Raw genomic sequence first — 24,058 nt, 5'->3', positions numbered from 1 at the left:
CGCATATGTCTGAACGCCACCAGTCATGGTATAATAGTATGTATAAGGTTTACAAGGAAAGGCGGTCGATTGTTTTGAGCGCGAACAAAGAAGAGATAAAAAAGTTAATTGATACGATACCTGAACAGGATGCGGCTGAAGTACTTGATTTTATAGGTTATTTAAAGATGAAGCGGGAACGTGAATCCTTCCGTGATCTTGAAAAAGCAAGTGCTTCGAGCACCGAATTCTGGAACAACCCAATTGATGACGAGGTTTGGAATCATGTATGAGCAAGGCGATATTTTACTTATTCCTTTCCCGTTCAGCGATCTGTCATCCACTAAGCAACGCCCGGTACTTGTTTTATCCAATTCCGCGTATAACGGGTCTCAACAGGATATCCTGGTAGCGGGCATTACTTCCAACTTATCGGATCGCACATATCTCATCCATTTAACCACCAACGATTTGGAACAAGGGCAATTGAAGGTTGATTCAGGTATAAGGGCAGATAAGATTTATACGTTGTCCAAGCAAATCGTGGTCAAAAAATTCGGCCGAGTCAATCAAACGATTGTAAGCCAGGTTAAGGAAAAGATAAATGAATTGCTAACTGATTAGTCGGATCAACGAGACTTCTGGAAAACATGCGGACCGTTCACTTGAGCGGTCTTTTTTCATGCCTTTTTTCAGACAACGGAATGGAGGGAAACCGTATGAAGAAGTAAGTTGCCAACATTGAACCCAAAATCGAACGCCGATTCGAAGGCGAGCTCACTTTGTCAATGATCTTACGCATCTGGCACGGAAGAACCCGATTACTGTTGATACTTAAAAATATAGTTGATATATTCGTTTGCACTGTGATTGATTTCCTCATCGCTAGCTTGAAATGAAGCGCCGAAGACAGCAAAATAGGGCAATGCCACTGCGCCTACATGGCCTATACTGGCTTTGAAGGGTGTAATCACTTCATCCACAGTAAAAGAAACAGAGCCCTCTGGCGAATAATTTTCTTTTTTATCGCCGATGGACATGGCCAGACCTAGCATTTTCCCTTTAAGCTTGTCACCCTTTGATCCATAAGCCCATCCGTAGGCAAAAACATCGTCAAACCACTTTTTCAATAGAGGCGGATAGCTGTACCAATACAGCGGGAATTGCAAAATAACATGGTTATACGCTTCTAATCGATTCTGCTCTCGGGGAACATCAATGCTCCAGTCAGGATACTCTTTGTAAATCTCATGAATTGTAATATCGTTCGGATATTGCAGTAATTCTTCTTTCCATCGCTGGTTGACTCTTGAAACCTCAAGGTTCGGATGTGCCACAATTACGAGTGTTTTCATGATGAAAATTCCCTTCTCAGGCCCCTATTCAAGAATGTATCTTCAAAGTGCCTCGACTCATTTTTATTGAATACCATCATTATCTGGCAGGTTTGAAAAAAAGAAAATACACACAATAAAGTAAGATGGTTACCTCAAAGTGCGTACTGGACTCGAAATAAAAGTTATGAAACAATAAAATTTTAGCCGACTTTATAAGAATGGCATAGACGAGGTGTTAGTCGATGAAACAATATCATCTGGGCATAGAGGCAACACTTGAAATCATCGGCGGCAAGTGGAAATCGCTGATCATATGCGTATTGATGTCCGGTGCCAAGAGAACAAGCGAATTGAAGCGCAATATTCAGGGCATTTCACAAAAGGTTCTCATCCAGCAGCTTCGCGAGCTTGAGAGGGATGGACTCGTAAGAAGATATGTCTACCAGCAGATGCCGCCCAAAGTCGAATATACCCTCACGGAATATGGAGTTACAGCCAACAATATCGTTGATGTTATGTGTTCTTGGGGGAAAGAAAATATTAAGATGAGGCAGCAACAAGGAGAAGATATCGTCTTGCTGGAGGGAACAAGTCACACTTAAGTTTGACATAAGCTTCAGCAGTTGGCAGATGAAGTGCGTCCGTTTCAAACATCGTACCATGTGGTGCCTACGGAGCCGTTTTCCTTGTATGACAGCTTGCGCAGGATGGATCGACTGTGGCAGCAAGAGAAGGGGCTGGACCATCTACAGGTGAAATCGTTGTTTTATAAATTTGTGCATGAGCATTATGAAGAGGTTCAGCCTAATCCATCAAATCGTTCTTGATCAACAGCGGTCAGAAGCCGTCGTATTCGGAAGTGTCGGCCGAGGTCGTATCCGAGTTTCCTTTGTATTATGAGGTCAACCAGTGGCTGGTTGGCTTTTTTTATGGTTGGACGTAAGGATGAACAAGAAGTTCGAGTTGATGCATGCTGTATGTGAGATGAATCCTACAGATTGAAAGAGGATTGAGTCGCTTAGGCACTATCCGCGTCGTTAAAATGTAATCAATTGATTGCACTTCAATGACGAGGATAGTATAATTTATTTGTAGGGGGTGAACCATATAGATGACGACGGCGGAATTTTTACGGCAAGCGAAAGCACTCATTTCTAGCGGACGCACTTATTTTTCCAAGCGGAACGATTATGACACCGTCCAAGCACTTTTTGATTTAGGTATCGAAGACAGAAAGGGAGCGTGGCGGGAGATCATGAAGTTGAAGCCTAGTGATCAATATAAGCCGCCTGAGTTGGATCGTAGAGGATCCGAAGAGTTGGTCTGGTTCTTTAGGAAAGAGCTTAATGGGCAAATCGCATACATAAAGTTAACCATAGATCAAAACCTGTGTATGTGCATCTCGTTTCATCCTGAAGGATATACACAAAATTAAAATACATAGGAAGACGGGGTTTCTCGGAAGCCTCGTCCTCAATTTTATATAAATTCCGACCTATAGTAGGAGGGGATAGTAATGACAACAATGAACTATTGTGAATCTTGTCATGCAGAGCATACTTATACCGTGAAAAAAGAACTTCAGGTATTTAGATTTAGGGGGCAGGATATTGAGCTTGAACGAAGGATAGCTTTTTGTAACAATTGTGGTTCATTGATTGATGTGGAAGAGTTGGAAACCGAGACAATGGCTAATGTAGCGCGAATTTATACCGAAAAGTATGGTATGACATCACTAGAGATTCAGAACGTGAGGCAGCAATATAAATTGGGGGTTAGGCCCTTTGCTAAGTTGTTGAATATTGGGCCTGCGAGTGTAACTAGATATGAATCTGGGAGTTTGCCGCAAGCGACCCATTTAGAGCTTTATAAGCGGCTGCAGCAACATCCACATATTATATTGGAATTTTTCAGCAGAAATAAAGGTTCACTATCTAGTAGGGAATTAAAAATGGCGGAAGCATCACTTGATGCTTGGACAATCGCTGAACAATCATTTCAAACAGATGAACAAATTATTGAATCTATTTATAAACCTCATGAAATAACGGATTTGGCTGGCTATAGTGATTTTTCCTTAGAAAAGTTCATTCATATGATTTTATATTTTACAACAAATGGTGTGTTGAAAACAAAGCTTATGAAATTGATGTGGTATAGTGATTTTTTGTATTTCAAACGACAAACGGTATCAATAACAGGTGCAACTTATGTTAAATATCCATACGGTCCGGTCCCCAAAAATCACGAGATCGCTTTAGCTCATTTACAACATATGAATGTGATTGAAGTTGATGAACGCACGAATGACGAAGGTTGGACTATGATGCTGATTAAAGCTTCTGAGCCGTTTGATTCAACCATTTTCTCTGATGATGAATTAGAGACAATGCGGGAAATTGAAGCACATTTTAGAGATTATGGTTCCCGGAAAATTAGTGAATATGCACATAATGAAATGGGATGGTTAGAAACAGTAGACAAACAACCGATTAGTTATAGATATGCCCAAGAATTGCGAGAGCTCCATTAGATTTATTGCAGCCTTCGAATTCTTAACAGATTGATTTAAGCGGCCATTCGAAAAGGGAGACAAAAAATGCCAACAATTATTGCAAAACCATTTGATCAGGATATACAGACTCAGTTAGGCGAAATACAATCTGCTTATCATGCAGCGGAATTGAGCAAGAAGGACAAATCGGACATACCAGAAGAGATCTATATCATTGAAGCTGAAGGCGCAATGGTCGGGTATGGCGTGGTCTGGGAGTACGATAATGGGAAACCGTTAATTCATAAGGCGGAGAAGGATTATTTTCACGCGGATGAGAAGTATCTGGAAAAGGACTTTTATATTGCAATTAAGAACGAAACGGATTTTGTATTTATTGAAGTATTGGATGTCTTGAAAGAGCATGAAGGGAAGGGCTATGCCGCTTACTTTATAAACTGGCTTAAAGCGAAATATCCGAATAAAAAAATGTACGTATACACATTGGATAAATCACGGAACTTTTGGTACAAGCAGGGCTTTGAGGTCGTGGGAGATACGATTTGGATGTCCTATCCATGAAATTTGAGTTTGAAAATAACATCATCGATGTCCATGTTCAATATGGCAGCAGGAAGAAAATCTCGATCGGAATTGACCCTTCGGGGCTCATAACCGTTCAAGTTCCTAATGCTACAAGCGAAGAGACGATTAAAGCCGTAGTGGAGCAGCATGGGAGATGGATACTGGACAACTCCCAGCGCATGGCGGAGGCTCGGAAAACCTCCGGAATAAGAGAGTATCATGAGAATGGAAAGTTTCTTCATCTCGGGCAAGAGCATCTCCTTCATGAATTAATAGAGACGAACGGATTGAATGAAGAGGAGCTTAGAAGAAATCTCAAGAAGTTCTATTTCTCAAGCTGCAAGAAGATTGTAGGAGAACGAATACAGCTCTATCAAATGCAGCTGAAGGTAAAGCCCAAAACCATTGAGATCGTAGAATCGATAACCAAGTGGGGCAGCTGCAGCTCGGATAAAAAATTAACCTTCAATTATCGCCTGGCCATGGCACCGATTGAAGTGATCGATTATGTAATTATTCATGAGCTCTGCCATCTGCTTCATATGAATCATGACCGGTCATTCTGGAGGCGTGTGGGCAGTATGATGCCGGATTATAAGGAAAAGCAGGCGTTTCTAGAGAGATATGGGAATGCGATGACTCTTTAGAATGTCGGTTCTGAGTTGGAGGGAGTTGTTGTTCGGGAGCATCGGCCGCAAATGGAATCCTTATTCTATTTCATTCCCATATCCTTCCACCAAACATCCCGCTGTGGAGAGAGCGGAATCTGATCCAGATAGACCGCTTCGCCGATTCTAGGTATATGGTATGGGATGCTCTGCTCTTCGGCTGCGGCCGATAACCTTCTTACAGGGTCGTTCCAATCATGCAGCGCCAAAGCGAACCCACCCCAGTGTACGGGCAGCAGAACGCCTCCCTGGATGTCACGATGAGCTTGTACCGTCTCCTCCGGAAGCATATGCACGCCGCTCCACCGCTTGTCATATCGCCCGCATTCCATATATTGCCCGCATTCCATAAAGGCCAGTTCGAACGGTCCGTGCTTACGACCTATTCGCTTAAAGTGAGGACCGTAACCCCCGTCCCCACTGTAGAAGAGACTTCTCTTCTCTGTCTTGATTACCCACGAGCACCATAGGGTGGTATCCTGATCGAACAGCCCTCTTCCCGAGAAATGTCTCGCCGGCGTGCAAGTGAAGCGAATGCCCTGAATGATCCGTTCTTCTCCCCAGTCGAGCTCGATGACGGTATCGGGCGACGCTCCTCTTTTCCAGATTCGCTTACCGACTCCGAGCGGAACGAGGAAAGTGCCCGTTTTTTGAATAAGCTTGCGGATAGAGGAAGAATCCAGATGATCGTAGTGATCGTGAGACAGAACAACGATATCGATCGGAGGAAGTTCCTCTATTGTAATTGGCAGCTTGACGCTGAATCTGCGATTGCGGGAGAAAGGAAGCGGCGACGGGTTCTTGCCAAACATCGGATCAAGCAGGATCGTTTTGCCTCCAATCTGCAGCAAGGACGCCGAATGTCCGAACCAAAAGATCTTGTCTTTTCTGTCGCTTAGCGTGCCACGCTGAAGGGGGACGATAGGAAGCGGCTGCTTCGGCCTTCTCTGAGTCTTAGCGGATAGGAATTCGCGAAGCATGGATACAATGTCTCCTGCACTAAATTTCACGATCACTGGGATTTCGTTCTGGAATTTGCCGTTCTTGGCTCGCCTGGATCGATTCCAATCATCCATCTGTTTACTCTCCTCCCATTCATTTGCGCGTCGGTGAACGCGAGCTTTGAATAAACTTTTAACGACTTTCAGCCCTAATTTAATGTGAAAGGACAGCCTTGGTTTCACCTTTGACCTTTGGCCTTCGTCGATCCGAGAAGAGAGCGATGATAATGCCTGGAATAAGTAAGAAGCTAACAAAATGAAAAGTTGAGCTAAATCCCTTTGCCATATACGATCGTATTTCAGCATGGATACTTGGCCACAACTGTTTAATCTGTTCTCGATTATGATCAAAAGCTGCTTTAGTTTCCTGCATTTGACTTGGTGCTTGAAGTAATGCTTCCTTTTCACGTTGATCGACCTGTTCCAACACTTTCTCTAATGTCATCTTTTGCTGGGCGTTTCCTTCTTGTAGCGATTCATTGTTCATTGATTGGATACTTGTAATCATTCCGTCTTTCATAGACGTATCAAGTGTGGAAGCTTGAACCGTTTGTATAACTTTGTCACGAGCCGTTGAAAGTTCGTTCTTCATATTACTGCTCAGCATCGTAGCTAATAAAGCGACACCGACTACCATCCCGAGTGTACGAGCCACATTGCTAACTCCTGAAACAATCCCGAGCTTGTCGGCAGGAATGTTGTTAACAGCTGAACCAAAAAGCGGCACAACCGATATACCAAGCCCTGCACCTAACAGAGAAAGTCGCCACATCACGTCAAAGCGAGACGAATCCGCATCCAGGCTGCCAAATAAATAAACCGATACAGTGATAATGGTCAAACCGATACTTGCCAAAAAGCGGCCGCCTATTTTTTCAGACATCGGTCCGGAAACTACCGAAAATACCGTTGCAGTCAAAGAGCTTGCAATGATCGTCATTCCCGCTTCAAGCACAGACATATCACGTAAACTCGTTAAGTAAAAGGCGATTAAAAAACTTCCAGCAGCCGTTCCAATCGAAGTAAAAAATAGTCCAGCGGAAGAAGCGTTAAAGGTTGAAATACGCATCAATGACAAGGGGAGCATCGGATCTTTTGATCTTCTTTCAACAACGATAAACAATAGAAGTGACAATAATGATCCTGCGAATAACGATAAGACGTAGAAGGAACTCCAACCATAATCCGATGTCACTATTAATCCTAATGTGAAGCAAAAAATGGCGGCTGAAATCGTTAACATTCCTGCAATATCCATGTTTTTGCTAGCGGTTTTGTCGTAAGACTCTTTTATTAATAAGTAAGAAACGATAAACGAAACGATAGCAATTGGAAGATTTACGAAATATACAGACTGCCAATTGAAGTACTCGGTCAAAATTCCTCCTAGTGCTGGCCCACTTGCACTAGCCACGCCTGCTATTGCTCCCCAGATCCCTAGAACAGCGCCATGTTTTTCTTTCGGAAAAAGCTGAATGGCAAGCGGAATGGTGACAGGTACAATAATGGCCGCACTTAAGCCTTGCAACACACGAAACAATATGAGTAAATCAAGTGTTGAAGCCATTCCGCACAAAAAAGAAGTTAACGTAAACAAAATTAGTCCGATGAGAAAAAGTTTTTTGCGACCAAATTGATCCGCTATGCGCGAAGCCGTTAACATCAATACTGCAAATGCTATATTGTATCCATTCACGATCCAACTAATATCACTCACATCACGATTAAAATATTCAGCCGTTTTCGGCAATGCAATATTTACAATCGTTGTATCCAGCAGTGCGATAAAATACCCTAAAATAATTCCAATAAAGATGAGTATTGTTCTACCCCTACTCAAATTGTTCACTCGCCACCGTCTCCATCTCTATCATATTCTTGTTTTGCAAACATTGTTGTCCTGCAGTCTCAGTTGCCTGTAACCACTGTCATTCATCCTTTGATAGATTGAATTTTTGTTTCGCCCCTAGTAATCGATTTAAAAAATCTTCCATCGCAGCAAGAACCTCTGGATCAAAAATACCCGATCGTAAACAGTCTTCGTCAAAAATACAGTCAAATACCGCTACGATCATAAAAGCGGTTTGCTTTGGAAATTCCACATTGAACAAACCGGCCTCAACACCTTCTTCGATAACAGATTGTACAAGTGGCTTAATTTCGCTATTACATCGAGTTTCGAACAAATGATTCAGCACTAAACTTTCATTTTGATGGATGTATCGCATGAGGTCGCTATTCCAACCTTCAAAATAAATAAAAGATTTGGCCATCTGTTCCAATTTATGAAGTGCATCTATTTGACTGTTACGCGCAGTCATTTCCAGTTCGTGAATAAGGCGATCAGAATAACGCTGAAGCAGGTGATCCACTAACTCATCTTTCGATTTGAAATAATGATAAAACGTTCCTTTTGCAATGCCCATTCGTAGCACGATATCCTGAACCGTTGTTTTTTCGAAGCCTTTTTCCAAAAACAGACGTTCGGCCGTTTGTATAATTTCGTTAAACCCTTCGTCACGTGTCCTGACCACCGATTATCACATCTCTTTCCAATTTTTTAAAATTATAACTCAACGACCGACCGTCGGTCAATATCATTCTAAAAAATATATGTCAATCATCTTACGGAAGGAAGTACCATCCTGTAGTCTGTTCGCTGTCGATATATTGCTATCCTATTCAGGATTCATGCAACCGGAGTAAAGAATGGCTTATACTTGTATGAGCGAGGTGAGCGTATGGATCAAAAGTTGTTTGACCTGGTCTACGAATCCGTGGTTAAGCGGGAACCAACCTATGAAGGTGTGTATTATACGGGGGTAAGGACAACGAAGATTGTCTGTCGGCCTACTTGTCGGGCCAGAACCCCTCATGCAACCAATGTGACGTTCTACCACTCGCTGGAAGCTGCGCTTCGCGCAGGCTTTCGGCCCTGCAAGCGATGCAAGCCTGAAGCGAACGGAGCGCTTCGGCCGGATGCGGCCTTGGCTGCTCAGGTGGATGCGATGATTGAGGACCGGTATAACGAGAAGCTGACTTTGGCAACGTTGGCGGCTTCACTTGCAATAAGCCCTTATCATCTGCAGCGAATTTACAAGCAAGTGACAGGACATTCACCTGCGGAACAAACCGAGCGTGTCCGCCTGAAGCATGCACAGAGGCGATTACTGGAGTCCGATGCCACCATCGCGGAGATTGGGATGTCTGTGGGCTACAACGGCCCGTCTCATTTCACGACCTGGTTTGGCCGGAGAATGGGTATTTCTCCTACGGAGTATCGGAATGGAGCGAGAGGAGTGGATTCTTATGACAGTCAATAAGAAATATCGCTATACGGTAAGGGGCTTTGATCAGCCATGGACGCTTATAGCCAGTAGGCACGGAATGAGCCAGCTGATCTATCCGCCTCATCTTGCATCGCTGGCTGGGCTGGAGCAAGCGATCACTCACAATGAAGGGCAGATCGAGGATCGCGGCCTGTTCGTTGAATTTGGCATCATAGACTTGCTGGAGCAGTATTTTGCAGGGCGGCCCGTCAGCTTCGAGGGAGTTCCTCTGGATCTAGAAGGAACACCGTTTCAACAAAGCGTATGGATGGCGTTAAGCCAGATCCCACATGGAGAAACATGGACGTATACGCAGCTAGCGAATACAATTGGCAAGCCGTCAGCGGTTCGAGCGGTAGGTACAGCGGTTGGGCGCAATCTGCTGCCGATTATTTTACCCTGTCATCGGGTTGTCGGCTCCAATGGGACGTTGACAGGGTTTCGAGGGGGACTCCAAATGAAGAAAGAGCTCCTTGCGCTGGAGGGGATCACTCATATGGAGGCCGTTGGTCATCAACGATTCCGGTTTTGAGCGGCTGAGCCATCGTGTAGACCGAAGGGATTGTCCCGAAAAGTCCAATAACCAATGAGTCGGTTCCGAATGATGTGAAGGGATGCTTCTAAACCACTAAAAAGTGGAACTGGAAGTATCCTTTTTTTATTCTATATGGGGACTCTGGAATCATCAGACAACTTTCTGGACACCCCCTTCTCCAAGTGTGGTGTGAAGGACGAGTGGCGGAGTAAGAAGCCTGCGAATGTGCATGAATTTCGGTTACAAGACGCTATAAATGGTGAAATGCTTGCGATCATCAGGCTGCCCAAAGTCTGTTGGAGCGCTTCCGTTAGCTAAGCTTCTAAGCGTATGAGAGTGAGTGACTGCAACACATTCGGTTGGTGGTGAGAGGGAAGCCTGCGAAAGCACAGGAATTTCAGCTAAAAGTAGCCCTTATAGGCCGAATGCCTGCGATTGCGCAGGCATATATGGACGATCGGGCCACTAGAGGGAAAACATGGCGAAAAGCCTGCGCTTTGGCAGGCATTCGGTCTTTAGCAAACAGAAAGGATAAAAAGCCAGCCTATTCGCAGGCTTTTGAGAAAGTCGGGCGGACTTTCCGCCAACTGACATGGCCGCACGAGGTTTGACCGCCGACGTGTGACCGTGCACCGCGTGCTGCAAGAGTAACTGAGTACCGAACATCCGGTCTGTAGATTTCACGCTTTTCATTCTCCCATTTTGTATGATTCAGTGAAAACAATGACTTTCTGGGCAGTCTGGATCATGCATGAATTTTTGGGGAGATCGGCGGCTAAGGAGAAACTGAGGTGAAATACCTGCACTCTGGCAGGCATTCATCTTCATGGGGCCAGAAACGAAAAAATTAATGCTGTTTCGCAAGATTCGCATGTTTCGCCTTGCTCGAATCTCGCCTGTCTCGGCGTTTGAACGATGGATCGTCCGCTGGCGGGGCGCACGTGGGCAGTCCCGTGGTCGCAGGCACTCTACATCGTAGAGTTTCTTAAAGCGGGGGATGAGATTTCCCGAAAAGGGCTTTTCGGACCCCCATTTTTTTTTTGCCGCTATGTAACAATCTCTCCCCCCTGTTCGTGTTAAGGTAAGAATTATAGCAGGGAGAGAAGCGAATGCACACGGTAACAGTAGAGGGATTAAACAAAACATACAGAAGCGTTCCGGCATTATCGAATATTCATCTGGAACTGGGAACGGGCTTATTTGGCCTTCTTGGACCCAATGGCGCAGGCAAGACGACGCTGATGAAAATTTTGAGCACCGTTCTTCCTTATGAGGAGGGGCGGGTGACGATCTATGATCTGGATTTGGCCAAGGAAGGAGAGAAGGTGCGGGGATTACTTGGTTATTTGCCGCAGCACTTCTACGTGCCCTTGCAATTTACAGGCAGAGAGCTGCTGCATTATGTGGGATCGATGAAAGGGCTCACGGATCAGCGGCAAAGAACCAGCCAAGTGGAACGGTTATTGGAGGAAGTCAATCTTCTGCCCCATGCCGATAAAAAAATTAAAAGCTTCTCGGGAGGCATGACAAGACGGCTCGGCATCGCGCAAGCGCTGCTCGGAGATCCCAAGTTCATCATTCTCGATGAGCCTACAGCAGGACTTGATCCATCTGAACGAATTCGGTTCCGCAACGTGATCGAAAAGCTGGGCAACGATTATACGATCATTCTCTCCACCCACATTATTAGCGATATCGAAACCAGCTGTGAGAAGGTGGCGGTCTTGAATAAAGGCAGCGTGCGATACCAGGGAACAACCGTCAATCTGGCGAAGAGGGCGGCAGGTTGCATCTGGGAGCTCCAGGTGCCTTATGCCGAGTATGATCATTACGCGAAGGAGTATACGGTTATTGCCAGCAGAAGAGAAATGAATCATGCCGTCTTTCGGGTAATCGCACAAGAACCGCCGCATCTCCAAGCCGTGGCCGTGCAGCCGACCATAGAAGATGGATATATGGCTGTCATTAACGGGGTGACGGGATGAGCAGCATCAAGCTTGTATATCGCAATGAAATGCGCCTATTATGCCGTAACCTTTTTATGGCGATACCATTGATTTCTATTGCGCTTTGCTGGGGATATATTATTCTCACATACGAGAATGAATCCATTCATTATGAAGAGATCGCCGCCGTCTTCTACAACAACTTCCAATGGATCATGATGGTGAACCTGCTGCTGGTTGGCTTATATGCTGTCTACGTGGCGGGAAAGGATCGCGATAGCGAATTTGAATTATTAGTCGTCACCTATAAGGTGAGAAATACGGAATGGGTACTGGGCAAATGGCTGGTTGCGCAAACGTATGGCCTCTGCTTCGCAATGATGACGCTGCTTATTCAGGGCATCTGGTTTCTGAATGGCAGCCTCAGTATGGGAGAAAGATATACGAATCTTGTCTATCTATTCGTCCAAATGGAGGGAGCCTTCTTCATCATTATCTCCTTCGGCTTTCTGCTCGGTATTCTGATTCGAAATATGCTGTCCTACATCTGTCTTACTGCACTGCTGGGAGCGGTGTTCCTGCTTCAGGCCAACAGCTACGGCTTCGCTTATGTCAATCCAAGGCTGAACCTGCTGACGCCTTATGATTCGATGTATATCGCCACTCCTTATACAACGATATGGGGGATCAATGGCGTCTTCGAGGGTGCAGTTCTCCACCAATTGGTCGTTGTCTTGACAGGAGCAATCGTCATACTTGCCGCAATACTGCTGTTTCATCCCCATCGCAGGTTAAGAATGGAGAGGAACGGCGCTGTGGCGCTGGTGCTTGCTCTGATGATTCCTGTTGTCATCGTCGGAGGAATCCGGTATACGCAATATAATAGCGCGCTTGAACAATATCTCCTTATGGGACAACAATACTCGTTATCACAGGAGGCGTACTCCATCAACGCTATCCATGGTGAGCGTCCGCACTATGCTTTCTCAATGGATCGTACGCGTTTGAATATCCGGCTATCATCCGATAATCGGATTGGAGTCGATAGCGAGCTGGCAATAACGTATAACGGGGATGTGGCGGCAAACGATGTTTCGCTCACCTTGCATCGCCAGTTCAAAGTAACGGACTGCTCAAGCACTGCGGGAATAACCTGTTCACGGGACGATGACTATATTCACATTCACCTTCAAGAGGGGATGAAACCCCATGCTCAGCTCGACTTGAAATTGAGTTATGAGGGGGATGTAAGGCAATACCGTTCTGATGGGTTGCTGCAGCAGGCCTTTGTTGAACACGATCGGATCTATCTTCCCAAGGAAGCTGGCTGGTATCCGTTAATTGGCGAACGGCAGCTGGCTGCAAGTACTTATGGCGGGCCTGATGAGACTTATGCAAAGTTTGAAGTGAGGAACGGAGCCTTGCTTGAGGATCAGCCGACCGAATTTGCCGTTACGATTAAGCGTGATGGTGACAGTGTTCCGATGGCTCTGACGATACCGCGTGAACCGGATGGCTCTTATAAGGGCACCTCTCAATATGGATTGTCTCTGATCGGCGGGAATCTGGAGGAGGACGTGGTCGGTCCGACGAGGATTGTAAGCCATCCCGAGGTTATGGAAGGCGCCCGTAACACGGCCGGAATCTATATGGACTATTGGAATTATATCGAGAGCTGGCTGGGAATCCCAATGGCGCCGGATGTCATTTATGTCATGAATGACGATCACAGCAGGCTGACGGAATCTACACCCAGTCAACAGTTCATCGCATGGAGCTTTTATGCTATTAAATATGTAGATTCTGCGGTTATGGTCTATGCTTTAGCGAATGAGCTAATCCACGGGAATCCATCCTTTGGCGAGGATGTGCATGTGCTGCAGCGTGCAATTACGTGGGGATTGATGAAGCATGCCCGGATGGAGACGGAATATGAACGCTTCGGCGATTGGTATGCTGCGATGGAGGGTTCATCCGAAGCGCCTGCGGGATCGGCGGAACGAATAGCTGGAATGAACCGGTATGATGAGCTCGGTGAAGAACAATTCAAGCAAATGGTCAAGTACCTCTATAACAAGTACGAGGGGCACAAGGATAAAGCGGAATTTAATTTGCTGGCTGAATTGGAAAGGTATGAAGGAGAATGAAGCCGATGAGCGGATTCTCTATTCGGTTGCAGCTGTGGCTGAAGCTGTGGTTCACATCACTGCCTGCCATTATTCTGATGCTGCTGCTTCCAGTCGCGGCGTATGTTCTATATATGGCGTCATCGTACAGGCTCGCATTCTTCACCAGCCTATTTTATGAAAGGGCAGCGCCGCTTGTGGTTGTGTTTATTTTGCAATGGTGCTTCTCGATTGATTATGACTCGAAATTTGTTGGGCAGCTGCTGACATACCCGATTGCCCGGTGGAGGATCATTGCGGAGAGAGCATTGCTGGCATCGCTTCTCTTTATCAGCTTAATGTGTCTTGTCTCGATCGGGCTGGCCTTCTTTGCAGGGGGTTATATATGGAAGGGACTGTTGCTCTCGATACCCGTCTATGCAGGGATAGGAGGCGTCGTCGTTCTTGGTACAGTAATTGGAAGGCATTCTATTGGCGGGCTTTGTGCAGGCTTGGCAGTATGGATTCTATCCTTGTATGGTGGAGCCTCCTCGCTGTATATAAGGCCGCATCTGCTGGCTTTGCCTGGCTTATATGAATATGTGAGCGGCAATTTGCTGGCTGGGGAGAATCGTTGGATCCTCTATAATCGGTTGTGTTATATTGGCCTCGGTCTGCTGCTATCGGTGTTATCGATCCTGCATATCAATCGGAGATCCGGTTGAGGACGCTAAGGAAATGGAGGTACGGGAATGCAGGATGAAGATTATATGAGCCAGCTGTCATTCGGCAACGACTCGGCTTTGGACGCGCTTGTGTTCCGGTATCACAAACTAGTGTACGGGTATGCCTATCGATTGCTGCAGGACGAGAAGCTGGCGGAGGATATTGTCCAGGAGACTTTTCTTAAAATTTATCAGCAAGGCAAAAAAGGTTGCGTTCCCGAGCAGTTCAAGCCATGGATGTACAAAATAGCGACGAACGGATGCAAGGATTACTGGAAGAAGGCCTCCACGCAGCGGGAGCATTGTATGGACAAGAGCCTGGAGGGCATGGAGGGAATTCATCACATCATCGACCGCCAGTTGGAGCGCAAGTGGATGATCGATTCCTTGAACCAATTATCCTTTGAATATCGATCCGTCCTTTATTTGCGCTTCTATCAGGATTTGAAGTATGCAGAGATTGCCTTGACCCTGGATATTCCCGTCAACACCGTCAAAGTTCGGATTTCACGCGGTCTCAAATATTTGGAACGCATATTAAAACATGAGGATCGAGAAGGGGTGAAGGGCCAATGAATGAAGACCAGGAGTTGTCCCGCTTGGAAAAGGATTGGAAGCAGCGGTTTGACCGTTATACGTCCCCCGAACCAACGATAGAGAAGACATTCCAGCTGCTTGCTGCAATAAAAGAGACGGATGCGATGCGTCCGGCGGATTTGCGGGCTGAGCTTGAGGCTGTCCAAGCCAGGCAATCCGCTGCTTCGAAGCTGGCGAATCTGTTCTTGTCCCAATGGAATTTCTATGGCATGCGAAGCTGGCTGCTGACGGGAATCGTCATGCTTCTATTAACCGTTATGATCAGTGTAAGCGCGCAGAACGAGATAACCGGCCTGCTGGCCTGGATGAAGTGGATTTCACTCGTGATGATTGCTATTATGGGCTACGCATTCCGTGCAACTAACCAAGGGAACGACATTATCGAGCAGTTAAGCTACCATTCCTTGATCCAGCAAATGTTCGCTCGGTTCATCATCATTATGGCGCTGCAATTAGTGATGACGCTGCCTTTAAGCTTTTTTATAGTGGGAGGAGAAAGCTCGTTATTGTATATATTCGGTTCCTTCGTGCCGATCTTCTTCTTCGGGGTTGTCGGGTTTAGCAGCGCAATGTGGCTGGGGCCAAAAATTGGCGTCATCCTTACGCTGTTCATTTGGTTCAGCCAAATGCTGCTTGATGGGGGATACCAAGCTGCTTCTCTGTTTCAGCTGCCGGGGAATGAGCAGTTCCTGTGGATGAATGGCGGACTATTGGGGATTTCCTGTCTGTTGCTGGGCAGCGTGCTGTACAAAAATGGGACCAAGAGGGGCTTCAGATGAGTTTGCGGATCACCTTAAACCATGCAGGATATTCAAGCGGGGCTGTCAGACTCGTAGCCGATGCGACATGCACGTTGACGACGGGAATTACTTATGTTGTCGGAAGCAATGGAGCGGGCAAGAGCTCGCTCTTGAAGCTCATTGCCACTGCGGTTGCGCCGGATCGGGGCAGCGTAATCTATACGAGGTTGATAACAGATGATCAAGCAGGGATGTACCGCAAGCAGCTAAGCGTCGAGGAAGTTAGAACGATGATCGGATTTATGCCCCAGCATTTTACCGGATATTCGGATATGACCATCGAGCGATATTTGACCCATATGGCCCTTCATAAAGGCATCCCGCATCGCCTAGTGAAAGCTGCGATAGAGAAGTGGCTGAGAGAGAGCGGCTTATATGAGCTTGGTAGCAGAAAGCTGCGGTCGCTCTCCGGCGGGCAGCTGCAAAGTGTGGGGTTGATTCAGGCACTCCTGAATCAGCCGCGGCTATGTATTCTGGATGAACCCTTCGACGGGTTGGATAGCCGGGAGAAGCTGGTTTTCAAGCATGCGCTGAATAGGCTGGCCTTCCATAGCGTGATTGTTATGAGCACGCATTTGCTGGAAGAAATGGAGCGGTCAACGAGCAATAGCCTGCTGTATATTGAAGATGGGATCGTACGCTATTGCGGCGCGGTGGACGAGGTGGATGGGATCGTGGCGCGATTAGGGGATTAACGATATAGGTGGTTAAGGTATTTGAGGTATTTGAGGTGGTTAAGGTGGTTAAGGTGGTTTAGGTGGTTTAGGTGTTGGGCTCCCAACGAAAAGCAGCGATGGGCTTCATCCCGACAGGTTTCGAAGGAAGCCTGCGCAAGTGCAGGAATTTCGGTTGAAATAAGCCGTATATGGCAGAAAGCCTGCGATAGGGCAGGAATATGAGACGGAATTAGGCGACAGGGGGCAATTACGGCGGAATGCCTGCACTTCCGCAGGCATTTCGTCCGCAGGGAGCCAGAACGGGGAGAAAGCCTGCGGTTTCGCAGGCTTGTTCGATGTTTCGTGCCGCGAGCAGCATTTTACACTATCAGGCAGTATAGTTGAGAAAGGAACCTAAATATAAATCTCGAATATCTAATATAATCGGATAGTTAAAATTTGGTGGCAGACAGGAGTTGGATACGATGATAAAAGGTTTCGGAGGAGTATTTTGGAGAACCAAGAATGTTGAAACTACAAAAAAATGGTACAGTGAAGTGCTGAAGATTGAAATAGAAGATTGGAATGGGACTGTAATACAACCCCAATCAGGAAATGGGACGATCTTTTCTTTCTTCACCGAGAATGACAGTTATTTTCCAACAGAACAACAGGTGATGTTAAATTTCCAAGTACATAATCTGAACGAGACTATTAAGCATCTTGAACAGCTTGGTGTACCTCTTGCAAAGAAAAAAGAGAGTAGTGAATTTGGACAGTTTATTTGGATTGAAGATCCTGACGGTCGACTGGTCGAGCTTTGGGAGAAATAACGAACTTAAACTCAGGAAGCGATGAATGCAACCCATGGATACAGGAGAGGTGAGACTATGGAAGGGAATAACACCACTTATGAAACGATTGAACAGTATATAGCGGGCTTTCCCCCGGAGGTTCAGCAAATACTGGAAACGTTAAGAGGCGTTATAAGAGAGTCGGCGCCGGACGCCAAGGAAAAGATAAGCTATCAAATGCCTACCTTTGCGCTGCATGGAAATTTGGTGCATTTTGCCGCTTATAATAAGCATATCGGATTCTATCCGGCCCCAAGCGGGATTCTCGCCTTTCAACAGGAGTTATCCCCATATAAAGGGGCAAAGGGCTCCGTACAATTCCCTATCGATCAGCCGCTGCCCTATGATTTAATACGCAGAATCGTCGCATTCCGAGTGGCTGAGAATATAGAGCGGGCGGAGAGTAAAGCGAAGAAGTAAAGAGAGGGGCGGAGCCCCTCTTTATACTTATGTCTGCCGACAATGTCAGCTGTAGCGGACAGTCCAGCTTATTGTTGTTCTGCCAGCAGCCTCCCGATGCGTCCTGCGGTTTCTTTGATCTTCATTTTTATGTACGGGTTTGTCCTCTCGGGCAGATGATCAGGATTGAAAAATGCTGCTTCCAAGACTTCTATTCCATCCGGTCGCAGTTCGCCTTCAAATTCCGTACAGATGTAACCAATAACGACATTGTAATATTCATGCCCGTTTCTCAACTTTGTATGTAATTCTTGTCCGGAGAACACCCCGTAGAGCTTGAGATTTTTAATTCTTAATCCTATTTCCTCCTCCGCCTCCCGAATGGCACATTCCTCTACCGATTCACCTGGCTCCATCAATCCACCTGGAACCCCCCATGTCTCATCAACGTGCTTTACTAATAAAATCTCACCTTTTGGATTCAAAATCAGAATGCTCGGTCTCACAAGAATGATGGGTGTATTGCCGATCATTTCCCGGAGCGATTCAATGTATCCCATGTCGCTGCCTCCTATTACTTGTATACCCATTGATAAAAAATATACAATATTATACATCGCAGGTCGAAATAATGATAGGTTGGACTCCATTTGGAGGACACTGGCAAATTGCGCAGGATGCGCATTTGCTTCCAGGAAATCGATCCATCCGGACATAGAGGGGTAAACGTAACCATGAACCGAGAGAAAATGCACTACAGCTTGCAGAGCATGAGGATCGCGGAAGCGATGCTTCAACTAAAGGTCGGCAGCTTTTTTAAGCGGGCGATCGCTCGTCTTATTCTGATGAGGGTGCCTGATTTTATTATTTTCGCACAGCGCTATAATAATGAGCTTAAGACTGCGCCTCCCTCTGCCCAATACAAAAAGGTGAAGGGGGATCTGGCAGCGCTGCAGCAGCTTTATAATGATTATCTGTCAGAGCTGCGGCATCAATTCGCCGGACATTTCAAGGAAGGGGACTTCGCGGAGCGTATTGAGCAGTGGGGGAATATTAAGGAAGACAGCATGCTCTTCTTCGTCCGGCATGCTGTGGAGATTGCTGCAGAACTTGATCCTTCCCATCCTGCAACGGCTAATCTGGATCCTCATGATGTCATGGTAATTGAGCGTATCTCGGCACTGCATGATTTGGAGGACGCCCCCCGGATAGGCAATGATATATTGGCGCTTACCCGATTCAATACAGGAGGGACGCTGCACATGGGGGATTTGCAAGAAAAGCCTGCTATGTTGAACTCTTTGCGAATTATTGTGCAGCATGAAGCTGCACTGTTGCAGGAGCTGCGGGACAAAGTGTCCGGCATGGCCATCAAGACGCTGGCTGTTGTGGACGTTGTCAACTTCGGCGATGTTCTGTTTACACGTCCGGTAGGGGCGCATGCCGTTCAACATATGGAAGGCTTGGATACAATCGTAGCCAGACATAACATTTCGGCTGCCGTCGCTCTCTTTGATGAGGCAAAGCTGAACACACGTATCCTGGAACGGATCGAAGCGATTCGCCAAATTCGCCATGTCATTTGCGCTCATATCGACGGGGTGCGTCCTTTAACGGATTTATGCCATTCATTAGACGGGTTGTCGATGAAGGAGCTCTTTGGTCTATATGAGCATATGCATCAGTTGTATCTCAAAGTATGCCAGACTGACAGGACACTGGTTATGTCGCAGCTGCCCAATGATCGTCTTAGCGGTGTATATGGCATGTCCTATCAGCCTTCAGCAGCCTATGACGAACACTCCATGCCGCCGACCGAATTCGAGGTTCCGGAATTTGATGAAGCAACCCTGCATCAATATTGGGACAAGCTGCTGGCTGGCATAGATATACAGGAAAGCACAGATTATTTCTCCCAAGCGCTAATCCACTCGCCAGAATTGGAGACAGGCAGGACGAGGACGTCCGCCACTGGCGACCACACTTCGTCATGGACCGAATTTCACCATTACAATGTGGCCCAGCTTTTTGTCCAGAGCAGACTTGCCGAGAATCGGGGCAATCCGCGGCATCTTCATATTTTTTATCAGATCATTGCCATGAAGAACGTTGGCGCCTCTCACATTCTTGCCGCAATGCTGGTAACAGAATATGACCTTTACACAGATAAACAATGCAGACTGCTTATGCTAGATTTGCTGTACAGGCTATCAGATAGGAGGGAGACCGGGGCTATCGAATTGTTGAAGCGGGAGGCGCTCTCCTCTGATCTTGATCTAGCGATTGGGGCGCTGCATGCACTGGTGAAATTGGACGTTAGACATCATGGCGTCAGGACGCTGAATCGGAAGGCGGCTGCATCGGATATAAGCTCCTTCGTACTTCGGAAGCTCGAAACGATGACGGTCTTTCAGCAAGTTGTTGTTTGCCTGACGATGATGAGCTATCTGAAATTAAATGGATCATTCCATCTGTATATTTCATACAGCCAGTCTCGATACTGCGATCCGCTGCTCGCGATTCTCGCTCAGTATGTGCCCCGAATTGTGGAAGGAACCGGGCTGCCGGACAATCAAGCAGCTGAGCTGGCAGCGTTGATCGCCAATAACAATTATTCCCGGGCTTCCTTGCTCATAGGTGATGCATTATCCTCTACAGAACCGCGTAAATCGAAGACTTTTTACGAAATAGTAGCAGACGAAGTGCTGCACATGGACTGGAGGCACGACACGCTGGTTATTTCCAGAGCACTGGCCTTACTCCAATTAGAACGGTATATAGAGTCACTCGAGACTGCCGAATACTTGGGTGGGCAAAATCCGACAAACAAGCAGTACCGGTTCCTCAGTCTGGACATTGCCGCCGTAGGCAAGCTGGCAGAGTCGTTCGAATTGCTGGCAGAAGGAATGAAGCGGGATTTCCCTCTAGATGAGGGGGATCGGGCGCTGCTCGAGCAATTGCGGGCGAAATGCTATTCCTGATGAAGGGAGCCTTGCTATTTATGCAATCATAGGTATTTGTCACTATTTGTCGAATAATATGCTATAATATTCCTGAATCTGATAGGGGATTTCATTTAATAGGGATGAAAGAAAGGGAGTGCTGTACAGTGCGGGCAAGACAGATGATTGCACTTTTATTAACAATCCTTCTTATGGCAGGCTTGATTCCTGCCCAAGCAAATGCCGCTCCGCCATCTACGATGACGGTATCGGAGACAGGGACGCTGACATTTGCCCCTAGAACGGAAGGCTATTCGTTCTATACGACCCCGGCGAGCATAACACTTACCAAAGTCGGAACGGAACCGATTGCCAACCTGAGCGTCAGCCTGAGCGGCGGGGCTGGCACGAAGTTTTTGCTAGGTACTATACTTCCGGATTCGCTGGGAGCGGGTGTTCTCTCTACCGTGTTCATGCTGCGTCCCAAGACAGGGCTAGCGGCAGGTACATACACGGAGACCGTGACGATTACGGCGGACAATGGCATCAACGAGAGCTTCGATGTAAGCTTTACGGTGAATGCTGCTCCGCCATCTACGATGACGGTGTCGGAGACAGGGACGCTGACATTTGCTCCGAGAACGGAAGGCTATTCATTCTACACGACTCCGGCGAGCATAACACTTACCAAAGTCGGAATCGCACCGATCACGAACCTGGGCGTCAGCCTGAGCGGCGGGGCTGGCACGAAGTTTTTGCTGGGCACTATACTCCCGGATTCGCTGGGAGCGGGTGTTCTCTCCACCGTGTTCATGCTGCGTCCTAAGACAGGGCTAGCGGCAGGTACATACACGGAGACCGTGACGATTACGGCGGACAATGGCATCAACGAGAGCTTCGATGTGAGCTTTACGGTGAATGCCGCTCCGACGTACTCCATAGCATCCATCGGCAACCAAACGGTAACGACACTGATGTATGGTTATCTCCCGGGCACACAGGAATTGAAGACGATAACGATCACACGCACAGGCAACGCCGCACTGGACAATCTGAGTGCAGCACTTAGCGGCACGAACGCCGACGATTTTATCCTTACACAGCCTGCGGATACGCTTCTTAATAATGCTGTTCCTTCGACGACTTTCACAGTCAAAGCGAAAGACGGCTTGGAGGCGGGGACGCATACAGCAACGGTTACTTTATCCGCAACCAATATGACGAACGTGGCGTTCACGGTTACGCAAGTGGTTAACCCGCCTGCACCGGCGAGCCCGCAGAGTCTCGTCGCAGCAGGCGGGAATCGCCAAGCTGATCTGAGCTGGGACGCGGTAACAGAAGCTGACTATTACAATATTTATATGGGAACCGCCTCCGAGCAGTACGATAGCGTGCCGGTCGGAGTCGTAACGGATACTGCCTATCGCGTGCATAACTTGACGAATGGCACGGGGTATTATTTTATCGTTAAAGCGGGCAATTCAGGAGGATTAAGCGCAGCTTCCAATGAAGCGAGTGCCACACCGGTATCCGTTCCCTCAGCGCCCACTAATGTTACAGCAGCAGGTGGCAACGGAAGTGCAACGATTAGCTTTGCAATTCCATCCGACATTGGCGGAAGTCCGATTACATCGTATGAAGTAACGGCTTCACCAGGAAATATTACAAAGACCGGGTCGGCAAGCCCGATTACGATTACCGGGTTGTCCAATGGAACGAGCTACACCTTTACAGTTAAGGCGATCAATGGTGCAGGAAGCAGCGAAGCGTCCACTGCATCCAATGCTGTTGTCCCGAGTGCGCCATCCACTGATTATAACTATCCAACTGGTGAGCCGAATACGGCCAAGGGAGTCGATATACTCGTTAACGGCAAGCTGGAAAATGCGGGAGCAGTTGCGACAAGCGTAGTTAACGGTCAGACCAAAACAAGCATTACCGTGGACGAGAAAAAGCTGCAACAGCGTCTGGCATCCGAGGCTGATCAGGCGTTGATTACGATTCAGGCCAATATGAATACGGATATTGTTTCCGTAGACTTCAATGGTCAGCTGATCCGGGATTTGGAGCAGAAGCAGGCGATTGTCGAGATCAAAACGGAGAGAGCGGCCTATACCTTGCCTGCTCAGCAAATCGATATCGCTGCAGTGGCTAAGAAGCTGGGCGGCGCTGCGAATCTTCAGGACATCAAGCTGCACATTGAGCTCTCTGCTCCGACAGCAGACATGCTCAAGCTCGTGGAAAGCGCGGCGCTCAGTGGAGAATTCACGATTGTTGCACCAGCGATCCATTTCACAGTGAAGGCGACATACAATGAAACAACGATTGAAGTGTCCAGTTTCAACGCTTTCGTGGAACGAACCATTGCGATACCGGATGGCGTTGATCCTAATAAAATCACAACGGGCATCGTCGTAGAACCAGATGGAACCGTTCGCCATGTGCCAACTAAAATTGCCGTCATTGATGGCAAATACTACGCTAAAGTGAACAGTCTGACGAACAGCACGTATTCCATTGTCTGGCATCCGGTTGAGTTCGCGGACGTTGCCAAGCATTGGGCGCGGGATGCTGTCAACGACATGGGCTCACGGATGGTCATCAACGGCATCGACAATGAACGGTTCAATCCCGATGCTGATATTACCCGGGCTGAGTTCGCGGCGATTATCGTGCGTGGACTGGGGATGAAGCTGGAAGGCGGAGGTGCTTCGTTCTCGGATGTGACCGCATCGGCCTGGTACAATGATGTGATTGAAACAGCCTATTCCTACGGACTCATCGACGGTTATGGGGACGGTACCTTCCGTCCGATGGACAACATTACGAGAGAGCAAGCGATGGTCATCATAGCCAAGGCAATGACGATAACCGGGCTGAAGGCCAAGCTGCCGACCAAAGCAGCAGATGAATGGATGGGTACATTCACAGATGCTATTGATGCCTCGGCATGGGCCAAGAGCAGTATTGCCGACAGCTTGCAGGCTGGAATTGTCTCCGGCCGCAGCAGCACCCAGCTTGCACCAAAGGCGTACATCACCAGAGCAGAGGTTGCCGCGATCATACAGCGATTGCTTCAACAATCTGATTTCATCTAATTTGTCGG

At 47.2% G+C, this 24,058-nt stretch carries 24 protein-coding genes; 19 read left to right on the top strand and 5 right to left on the bottom strand.

Going from position 1 to position 24,058, the window contains the following annotated elements:
* The first annotated feature begins 74 nt into the window (after positions 1-74).
* The gene (locus tag K0T92_RS08585) at positions 75-272 is read left to right on the top strand and encodes a DUF2281 domain-containing protein (RefSeq protein WP_219872040.1); all 198 of its coding nucleotides are present in this window, start codon (positions 75-77) and stop codon (positions 270-272) included.
* Positions 265-603, top strand: coding sequence for a type II toxin-antitoxin system PemK/MazF family toxin (locus tag K0T92_RS08580; protein ID WP_219872039.1), 339 nt, complete (start codon positions 265-267; stop codon positions 601-603). The genes K0T92_RS08585 and K0T92_RS08580 overlap by 8 nt, the downstream gene beginning before the upstream one ends.
* A gap of 197 nt (positions 604-800) precedes the next feature.
* On the opposite strand, the gene K0T92_RS08575 is transcribed toward K0T92_RS08580, so the two are convergent.
* Positions 801-1,334, bottom strand: a complete 534-nt coding sequence (locus K0T92_RS08575) for an NAD(P)H-dependent oxidoreductase (protein ID WP_219872038.1) — start codon at positions 1,332-1,334, stop codon at positions 801-803.
* A gap of 224 nt (positions 1,335-1,558) precedes the next feature.
* Between K0T92_RS08575 and K0T92_RS08570 the strand changes: the two genes are divergently transcribed.
* The 5 genes from K0T92_RS08570 to K0T92_RS08550 all read left to right on the top strand — a co-directional run bounded on the left by K0T92_RS08570 (position 1,559) and on the right by K0T92_RS08550 (position 5,042).
* Positions 1,559-1,918: a winged helix-turn-helix transcriptional regulator gene (locus tag K0T92_RS08570; RefSeq protein ID WP_219872037.1), complete on the top strand. Its 360-nt coding sequence runs from the start codon at positions 1,559-1,561 to the stop codon at positions 1,916-1,918.
* Positions 1,919-2,427: 509 nt separating this feature from the next.
* Positions 2,428-2,751: a hypothetical protein gene (locus K0T92_RS08565; protein WP_219872036.1), complete on the top strand. Its 324-nt coding sequence runs from the start codon at positions 2,428-2,430 to the stop codon at positions 2,749-2,751.
* A gap of 81 nt (positions 2,752-2,832) precedes the next feature.
* Positions 2,833-3,849: a type II TA system antitoxin MqsA family protein gene (locus K0T92_RS08560; protein ID WP_219872035.1), complete on the top strand. Its 1,017-nt coding sequence runs from the start codon at positions 2,833-2,835 to the stop codon at positions 3,847-3,849.
* A gap of 66 nt (positions 3,850-3,915) precedes the next feature.
* A complete protein-coding gene (locus tag K0T92_RS08555) occupies positions 3,916-4,392 on the top strand; it encodes a GNAT family N-acetyltransferase (RefSeq protein WP_219872034.1) in 477 nt (158 codons plus the stop codon).
* The gene (locus tag K0T92_RS08550) at positions 4,389-5,042 is read left to right on the top strand and encodes a M48 family metallopeptidase (protein ID WP_219872033.1); all 654 of its coding nucleotides are present in this window, start codon (positions 4,389-4,391) and stop codon (positions 5,040-5,042) included. Before K0T92_RS08555 ends, K0T92_RS08550 begins: the two co-directional genes overlap by 4 nt.
* A gap of 65 nt (positions 5,043-5,107) precedes the next feature.
* On the opposite strand, the gene K0T92_RS08545 is transcribed toward K0T92_RS08550, so the two are convergent.
* The 3 genes from K0T92_RS08545 to K0T92_RS08535 form a co-directional block, all read right to left on the bottom strand.
* The gene (locus K0T92_RS08545; protein ID WP_219872032.1) at positions 5,108-6,139 is read right to left on the bottom strand and encodes an MBL fold metallo-hydrolase; all 1,032 of its coding nucleotides are present in this window, start codon (positions 6,137-6,139) and stop codon (positions 5,108-5,110) included.
* Between the two features lie 79 nt (positions 6,140-6,218).
* Entirely contained in the window at positions 6,219-7,913 is a 1,695-nt protein-coding gene (locus K0T92_RS08540; protein ID WP_219872031.1) for an MFS transporter, read from the bottom strand.
* 79 nt (positions 7,914-7,992) lie between these two features.
* The gene (locus tag K0T92_RS08535) at positions 7,993-8,598 is read right to left on the bottom strand and encodes a TetR/AcrR family transcriptional regulator (RefSeq protein ID WP_219872030.1); all 606 of its coding nucleotides are present in this window, start codon (positions 8,596-8,598) and stop codon (positions 7,993-7,995) included.
* 207 nt (positions 8,599-8,805) lie between these two features.
* Here K0T92_RS08535 and K0T92_RS08530 point away from each other — a divergent pair, with 207 nt between their 5' ends.
* The 10 genes from K0T92_RS08530 to K0T92_RS08485 all read left to right on the top strand — a co-directional run bounded on the left by K0T92_RS08530 (position 8,806) and on the right by K0T92_RS08485 (position 18,031).
* On the top strand, positions 8,806-9,387 hold the full coding sequence (locus K0T92_RS08530; protein ID WP_219872029.1) for a bifunctional transcriptional activator/DNA repair enzyme AdaA: 582 nt from the start codon (positions 8,806-8,808) through the stop codon (positions 9,385-9,387).
* A complete protein-coding gene (locus K0T92_RS08525; RefSeq protein ID WP_219872028.1) occupies positions 9,374-9,925 on the top strand; it encodes a methylated-DNA--[protein]-cysteine S-methyltransferase in 552 nt (183 codons plus the stop codon). The genes K0T92_RS08530 and K0T92_RS08525 overlap by 14 nt, the downstream gene beginning before the upstream one ends.
* 1,112 nt (positions 9,926-11,037) lie before the next feature.
* The gene (locus K0T92_RS08520; RefSeq protein ID WP_219872027.1) at positions 11,038-11,913 is read left to right on the top strand and encodes an ATP-binding cassette domain-containing protein; all 876 of its coding nucleotides are present in this window, start codon (positions 11,038-11,040) and stop codon (positions 11,911-11,913) included.
* Entirely contained in the window at positions 11,910-14,021 is a 2,112-nt protein-coding gene (locus K0T92_RS08515) for an ABC transporter permease (RefSeq protein WP_219872026.1), read from the top strand. The genes K0T92_RS08520 and K0T92_RS08515 overlap by 4 nt, the downstream gene beginning before the upstream one ends.
* Positions 14,022-14,026: 5 nt before the next feature.
* Positions 14,027-14,704: a hypothetical protein gene (locus K0T92_RS08510; RefSeq protein WP_219872025.1), complete on the top strand. Its 678-nt coding sequence runs from the start codon at positions 14,027-14,029 to the stop codon at positions 14,702-14,704.
* A 27-nt stretch (positions 14,705-14,731) separates the two neighbouring features.
* Entirely contained in the window at positions 14,732-15,280 is a 549-nt protein-coding gene (locus K0T92_RS08505) for an RNA polymerase sigma factor (protein ID WP_219872024.1), read from the top strand.
* Positions 15,277-16,080 carry a hypothetical protein gene (locus K0T92_RS08500; RefSeq protein WP_219872023.1) on the top strand — a complete coding sequence of 268 codons (804 nt, stop codon included), beginning with the start codon at positions 15,277-15,279 and terminating at the stop codon, positions 16,078-16,080. The genes K0T92_RS08505 and K0T92_RS08500 overlap by 4 nt, the downstream gene beginning before the upstream one ends.
* Entirely contained in the window at positions 16,077-16,796 is a 720-nt protein-coding gene (locus K0T92_RS08495) for an ATP-binding cassette domain-containing protein (protein ID WP_219872022.1), read from the top strand. Before K0T92_RS08500 ends, K0T92_RS08495 begins: the two co-directional genes overlap by 4 nt.
* Before the next feature lie 446 nt (positions 16,797-17,242).
* Positions 17,243-17,590, top strand: coding sequence for a VOC family protein (locus tag K0T92_RS08490; RefSeq protein WP_219872021.1), 348 nt, complete (start codon positions 17,243-17,245; stop codon positions 17,588-17,590).
* A gap of 57 nt (positions 17,591-17,647) precedes the next feature.
* Complete coding sequence (locus tag K0T92_RS08485; RefSeq protein WP_219872020.1) at positions 17,648-18,031, top strand: iron chaperone; 384 nt, start codon at positions 17,648-17,650, stop codon at positions 18,029-18,031.
* 68 nt (positions 18,032-18,099) lie between these two features.
* Here K0T92_RS08485 and K0T92_RS08480 read toward each other — a convergent pair whose 3' ends face one another.
* On the bottom strand, positions 18,100-18,570 hold the full coding sequence (locus tag K0T92_RS08480; protein WP_219872019.1) for an NUDIX hydrolase: 471 nt from the start codon (positions 18,568-18,570) through the stop codon (positions 18,100-18,102).
* A 174-nt stretch (positions 18,571-18,744) separates the two neighbouring features.
* Here K0T92_RS08480 and K0T92_RS08475 point away from each other — a divergent pair, with 174 nt between their 5' ends.
* Entirely contained in the window at positions 18,745-20,991 is a 2,247-nt protein-coding gene (locus K0T92_RS08475) for a hypothetical protein (protein WP_219872018.1), read from the top strand.
* A gap of 128 nt (positions 20,992-21,119) precedes the next feature.
* Positions 21,120-24,050, top strand: a complete 2,931-nt coding sequence (locus tag K0T92_RS08470; protein ID WP_343223666.1) for an S-layer homology domain-containing protein — start codon at positions 21,120-21,122, stop codon at positions 24,048-24,050.
* The last annotated feature ends 8 nt before the right edge of the window (positions 24,051-24,058 follow it).

The organism is Paenibacillus oenotherae, assembly GCF_019443105.1.
Classification (GTDB): Bacteria; Bacillota; Bacilli; order Paenibacillales; family Paenibacillaceae; genus Paenibacillus_Z; species Paenibacillus_Z oenotherae.
This window is presented reverse-complemented; position numbering and strand designations above follow the sequence as displayed.

What these genes read in the sequence shown, in the direction of transcription:
- K0T92_RS08475 (WP_219872018.1), top strand. Translation starts at nt 18,745, where the DNA reads ATGAACCGAGAGAAAATGCACTACAGCTTGCAGAGCATGAGGATCGCG.
- K0T92_RS08525 (WP_219872028.1), top strand. Translation starts at nt 9,374, where the DNA reads ATGACAGTCAATAAGAAATATCGCTATACGGTAAGGGGCTTTGATCAG.
- K0T92_RS08515 (WP_219872026.1), top strand. Translation starts at nt 11,910, where the DNA reads ATGAGCAGCATCAAGCTTGTATATCGCAATGAAATGCGCCTATTATGC.
- K0T92_RS08490 (WP_219872021.1), top strand. Translation starts at nt 17,243, where the DNA reads ATGATAAAAGGTTTCGGAGGAGTATTTTGGAGAACCAAGAATGTTGAA.
- K0T92_RS08480 (WP_219872019.1), bottom strand. Translation starts at nt 18,570, where the DNA reads ATGGGATACATTGAATCGCTCCGGGAAATGATCGGCAATACACCCATC.
- K0T92_RS08550 (WP_219872033.1), top strand. Translation starts at nt 4,389, where the DNA reads ATGAAATTTGAGTTTGAAAATAACATCATCGATGTCCATGTTCAATAT.
- K0T92_RS08575 (WP_219872038.1), bottom strand. Translation starts at nt 1,334, where the DNA reads ATGAAAACACTCGTAATTGTGGCACATCCGAACCTTGAGGTTTCAAGA.
- K0T92_RS08580 (WP_219872039.1), top strand. Translation starts at nt 265, where the DNA reads ATGTATGAGCAAGGCGATATTTTACTTATTCCTTTCCCGTTCAGCGAT.
- K0T92_RS08545 (WP_219872032.1), bottom strand. Translation starts at nt 6,139, where the DNA reads ATGGATGATTGGAATCGATCCAGGCGAGCCAAGAACGGCAAATTCCAG.
- K0T92_RS08495 (WP_219872022.1), top strand. Translation starts at nt 16,077, where the DNA reads ATGAGTTTGCGGATCACCTTAAACCATGCAGGATATTCAAGCGGGGCT.
- K0T92_RS08570 (WP_219872037.1), top strand. Translation starts at nt 1,559, where the DNA reads ATGAAACAATATCATCTGGGCATAGAGGCAACACTTGAAATCATCGGC.
- K0T92_RS08530 (WP_219872029.1), top strand. Translation starts at nt 8,806, where the DNA reads ATGGATCAAAAGTTGTTTGACCTGGTCTACGAATCCGTGGTTAAGCGG.
- K0T92_RS08510 (WP_219872025.1), top strand. Translation starts at nt 14,027, where the DNA reads ATGAGCGGATTCTCTATTCGGTTGCAGCTGTGGCTGAAGCTGTGGTTC.
- K0T92_RS08565 (WP_219872036.1), top strand. Translation starts at nt 2,428, where the DNA reads ATGACGACGGCGGAATTTTTACGGCAAGCGAAAGCACTCATTTCTAGC.
- K0T92_RS08500 (WP_219872023.1), top strand. Translation starts at nt 15,277, where the DNA reads ATGAATGAAGACCAGGAGTTGTCCCGCTTGGAAAAGGATTGGAAGCAG.
- K0T92_RS08560 (WP_219872035.1), top strand. Translation starts at nt 2,833, where the DNA reads ATGACAACAATGAACTATTGTGAATCTTGTCATGCAGAGCATACTTAT.
- K0T92_RS08520 (WP_219872027.1), top strand. Translation starts at nt 11,038, where the DNA reads ATGCACACGGTAACAGTAGAGGGATTAAACAAAACATACAGAAGCGTT.
- K0T92_RS08505 (WP_219872024.1), top strand. Translation starts at nt 14,732, where the DNA reads ATGCAGGATGAAGATTATATGAGCCAGCTGTCATTCGGCAACGACTCG.
- K0T92_RS08485 (WP_219872020.1), top strand. Translation starts at nt 17,648, where the DNA reads ATGGAAGGGAATAACACCACTTATGAAACGATTGAACAGTATATAGCG.
- K0T92_RS08555 (WP_219872034.1), top strand. Translation starts at nt 3,916, where the DNA reads ATGCCAACAATTATTGCAAAACCATTTGATCAGGATATACAGACTCAG.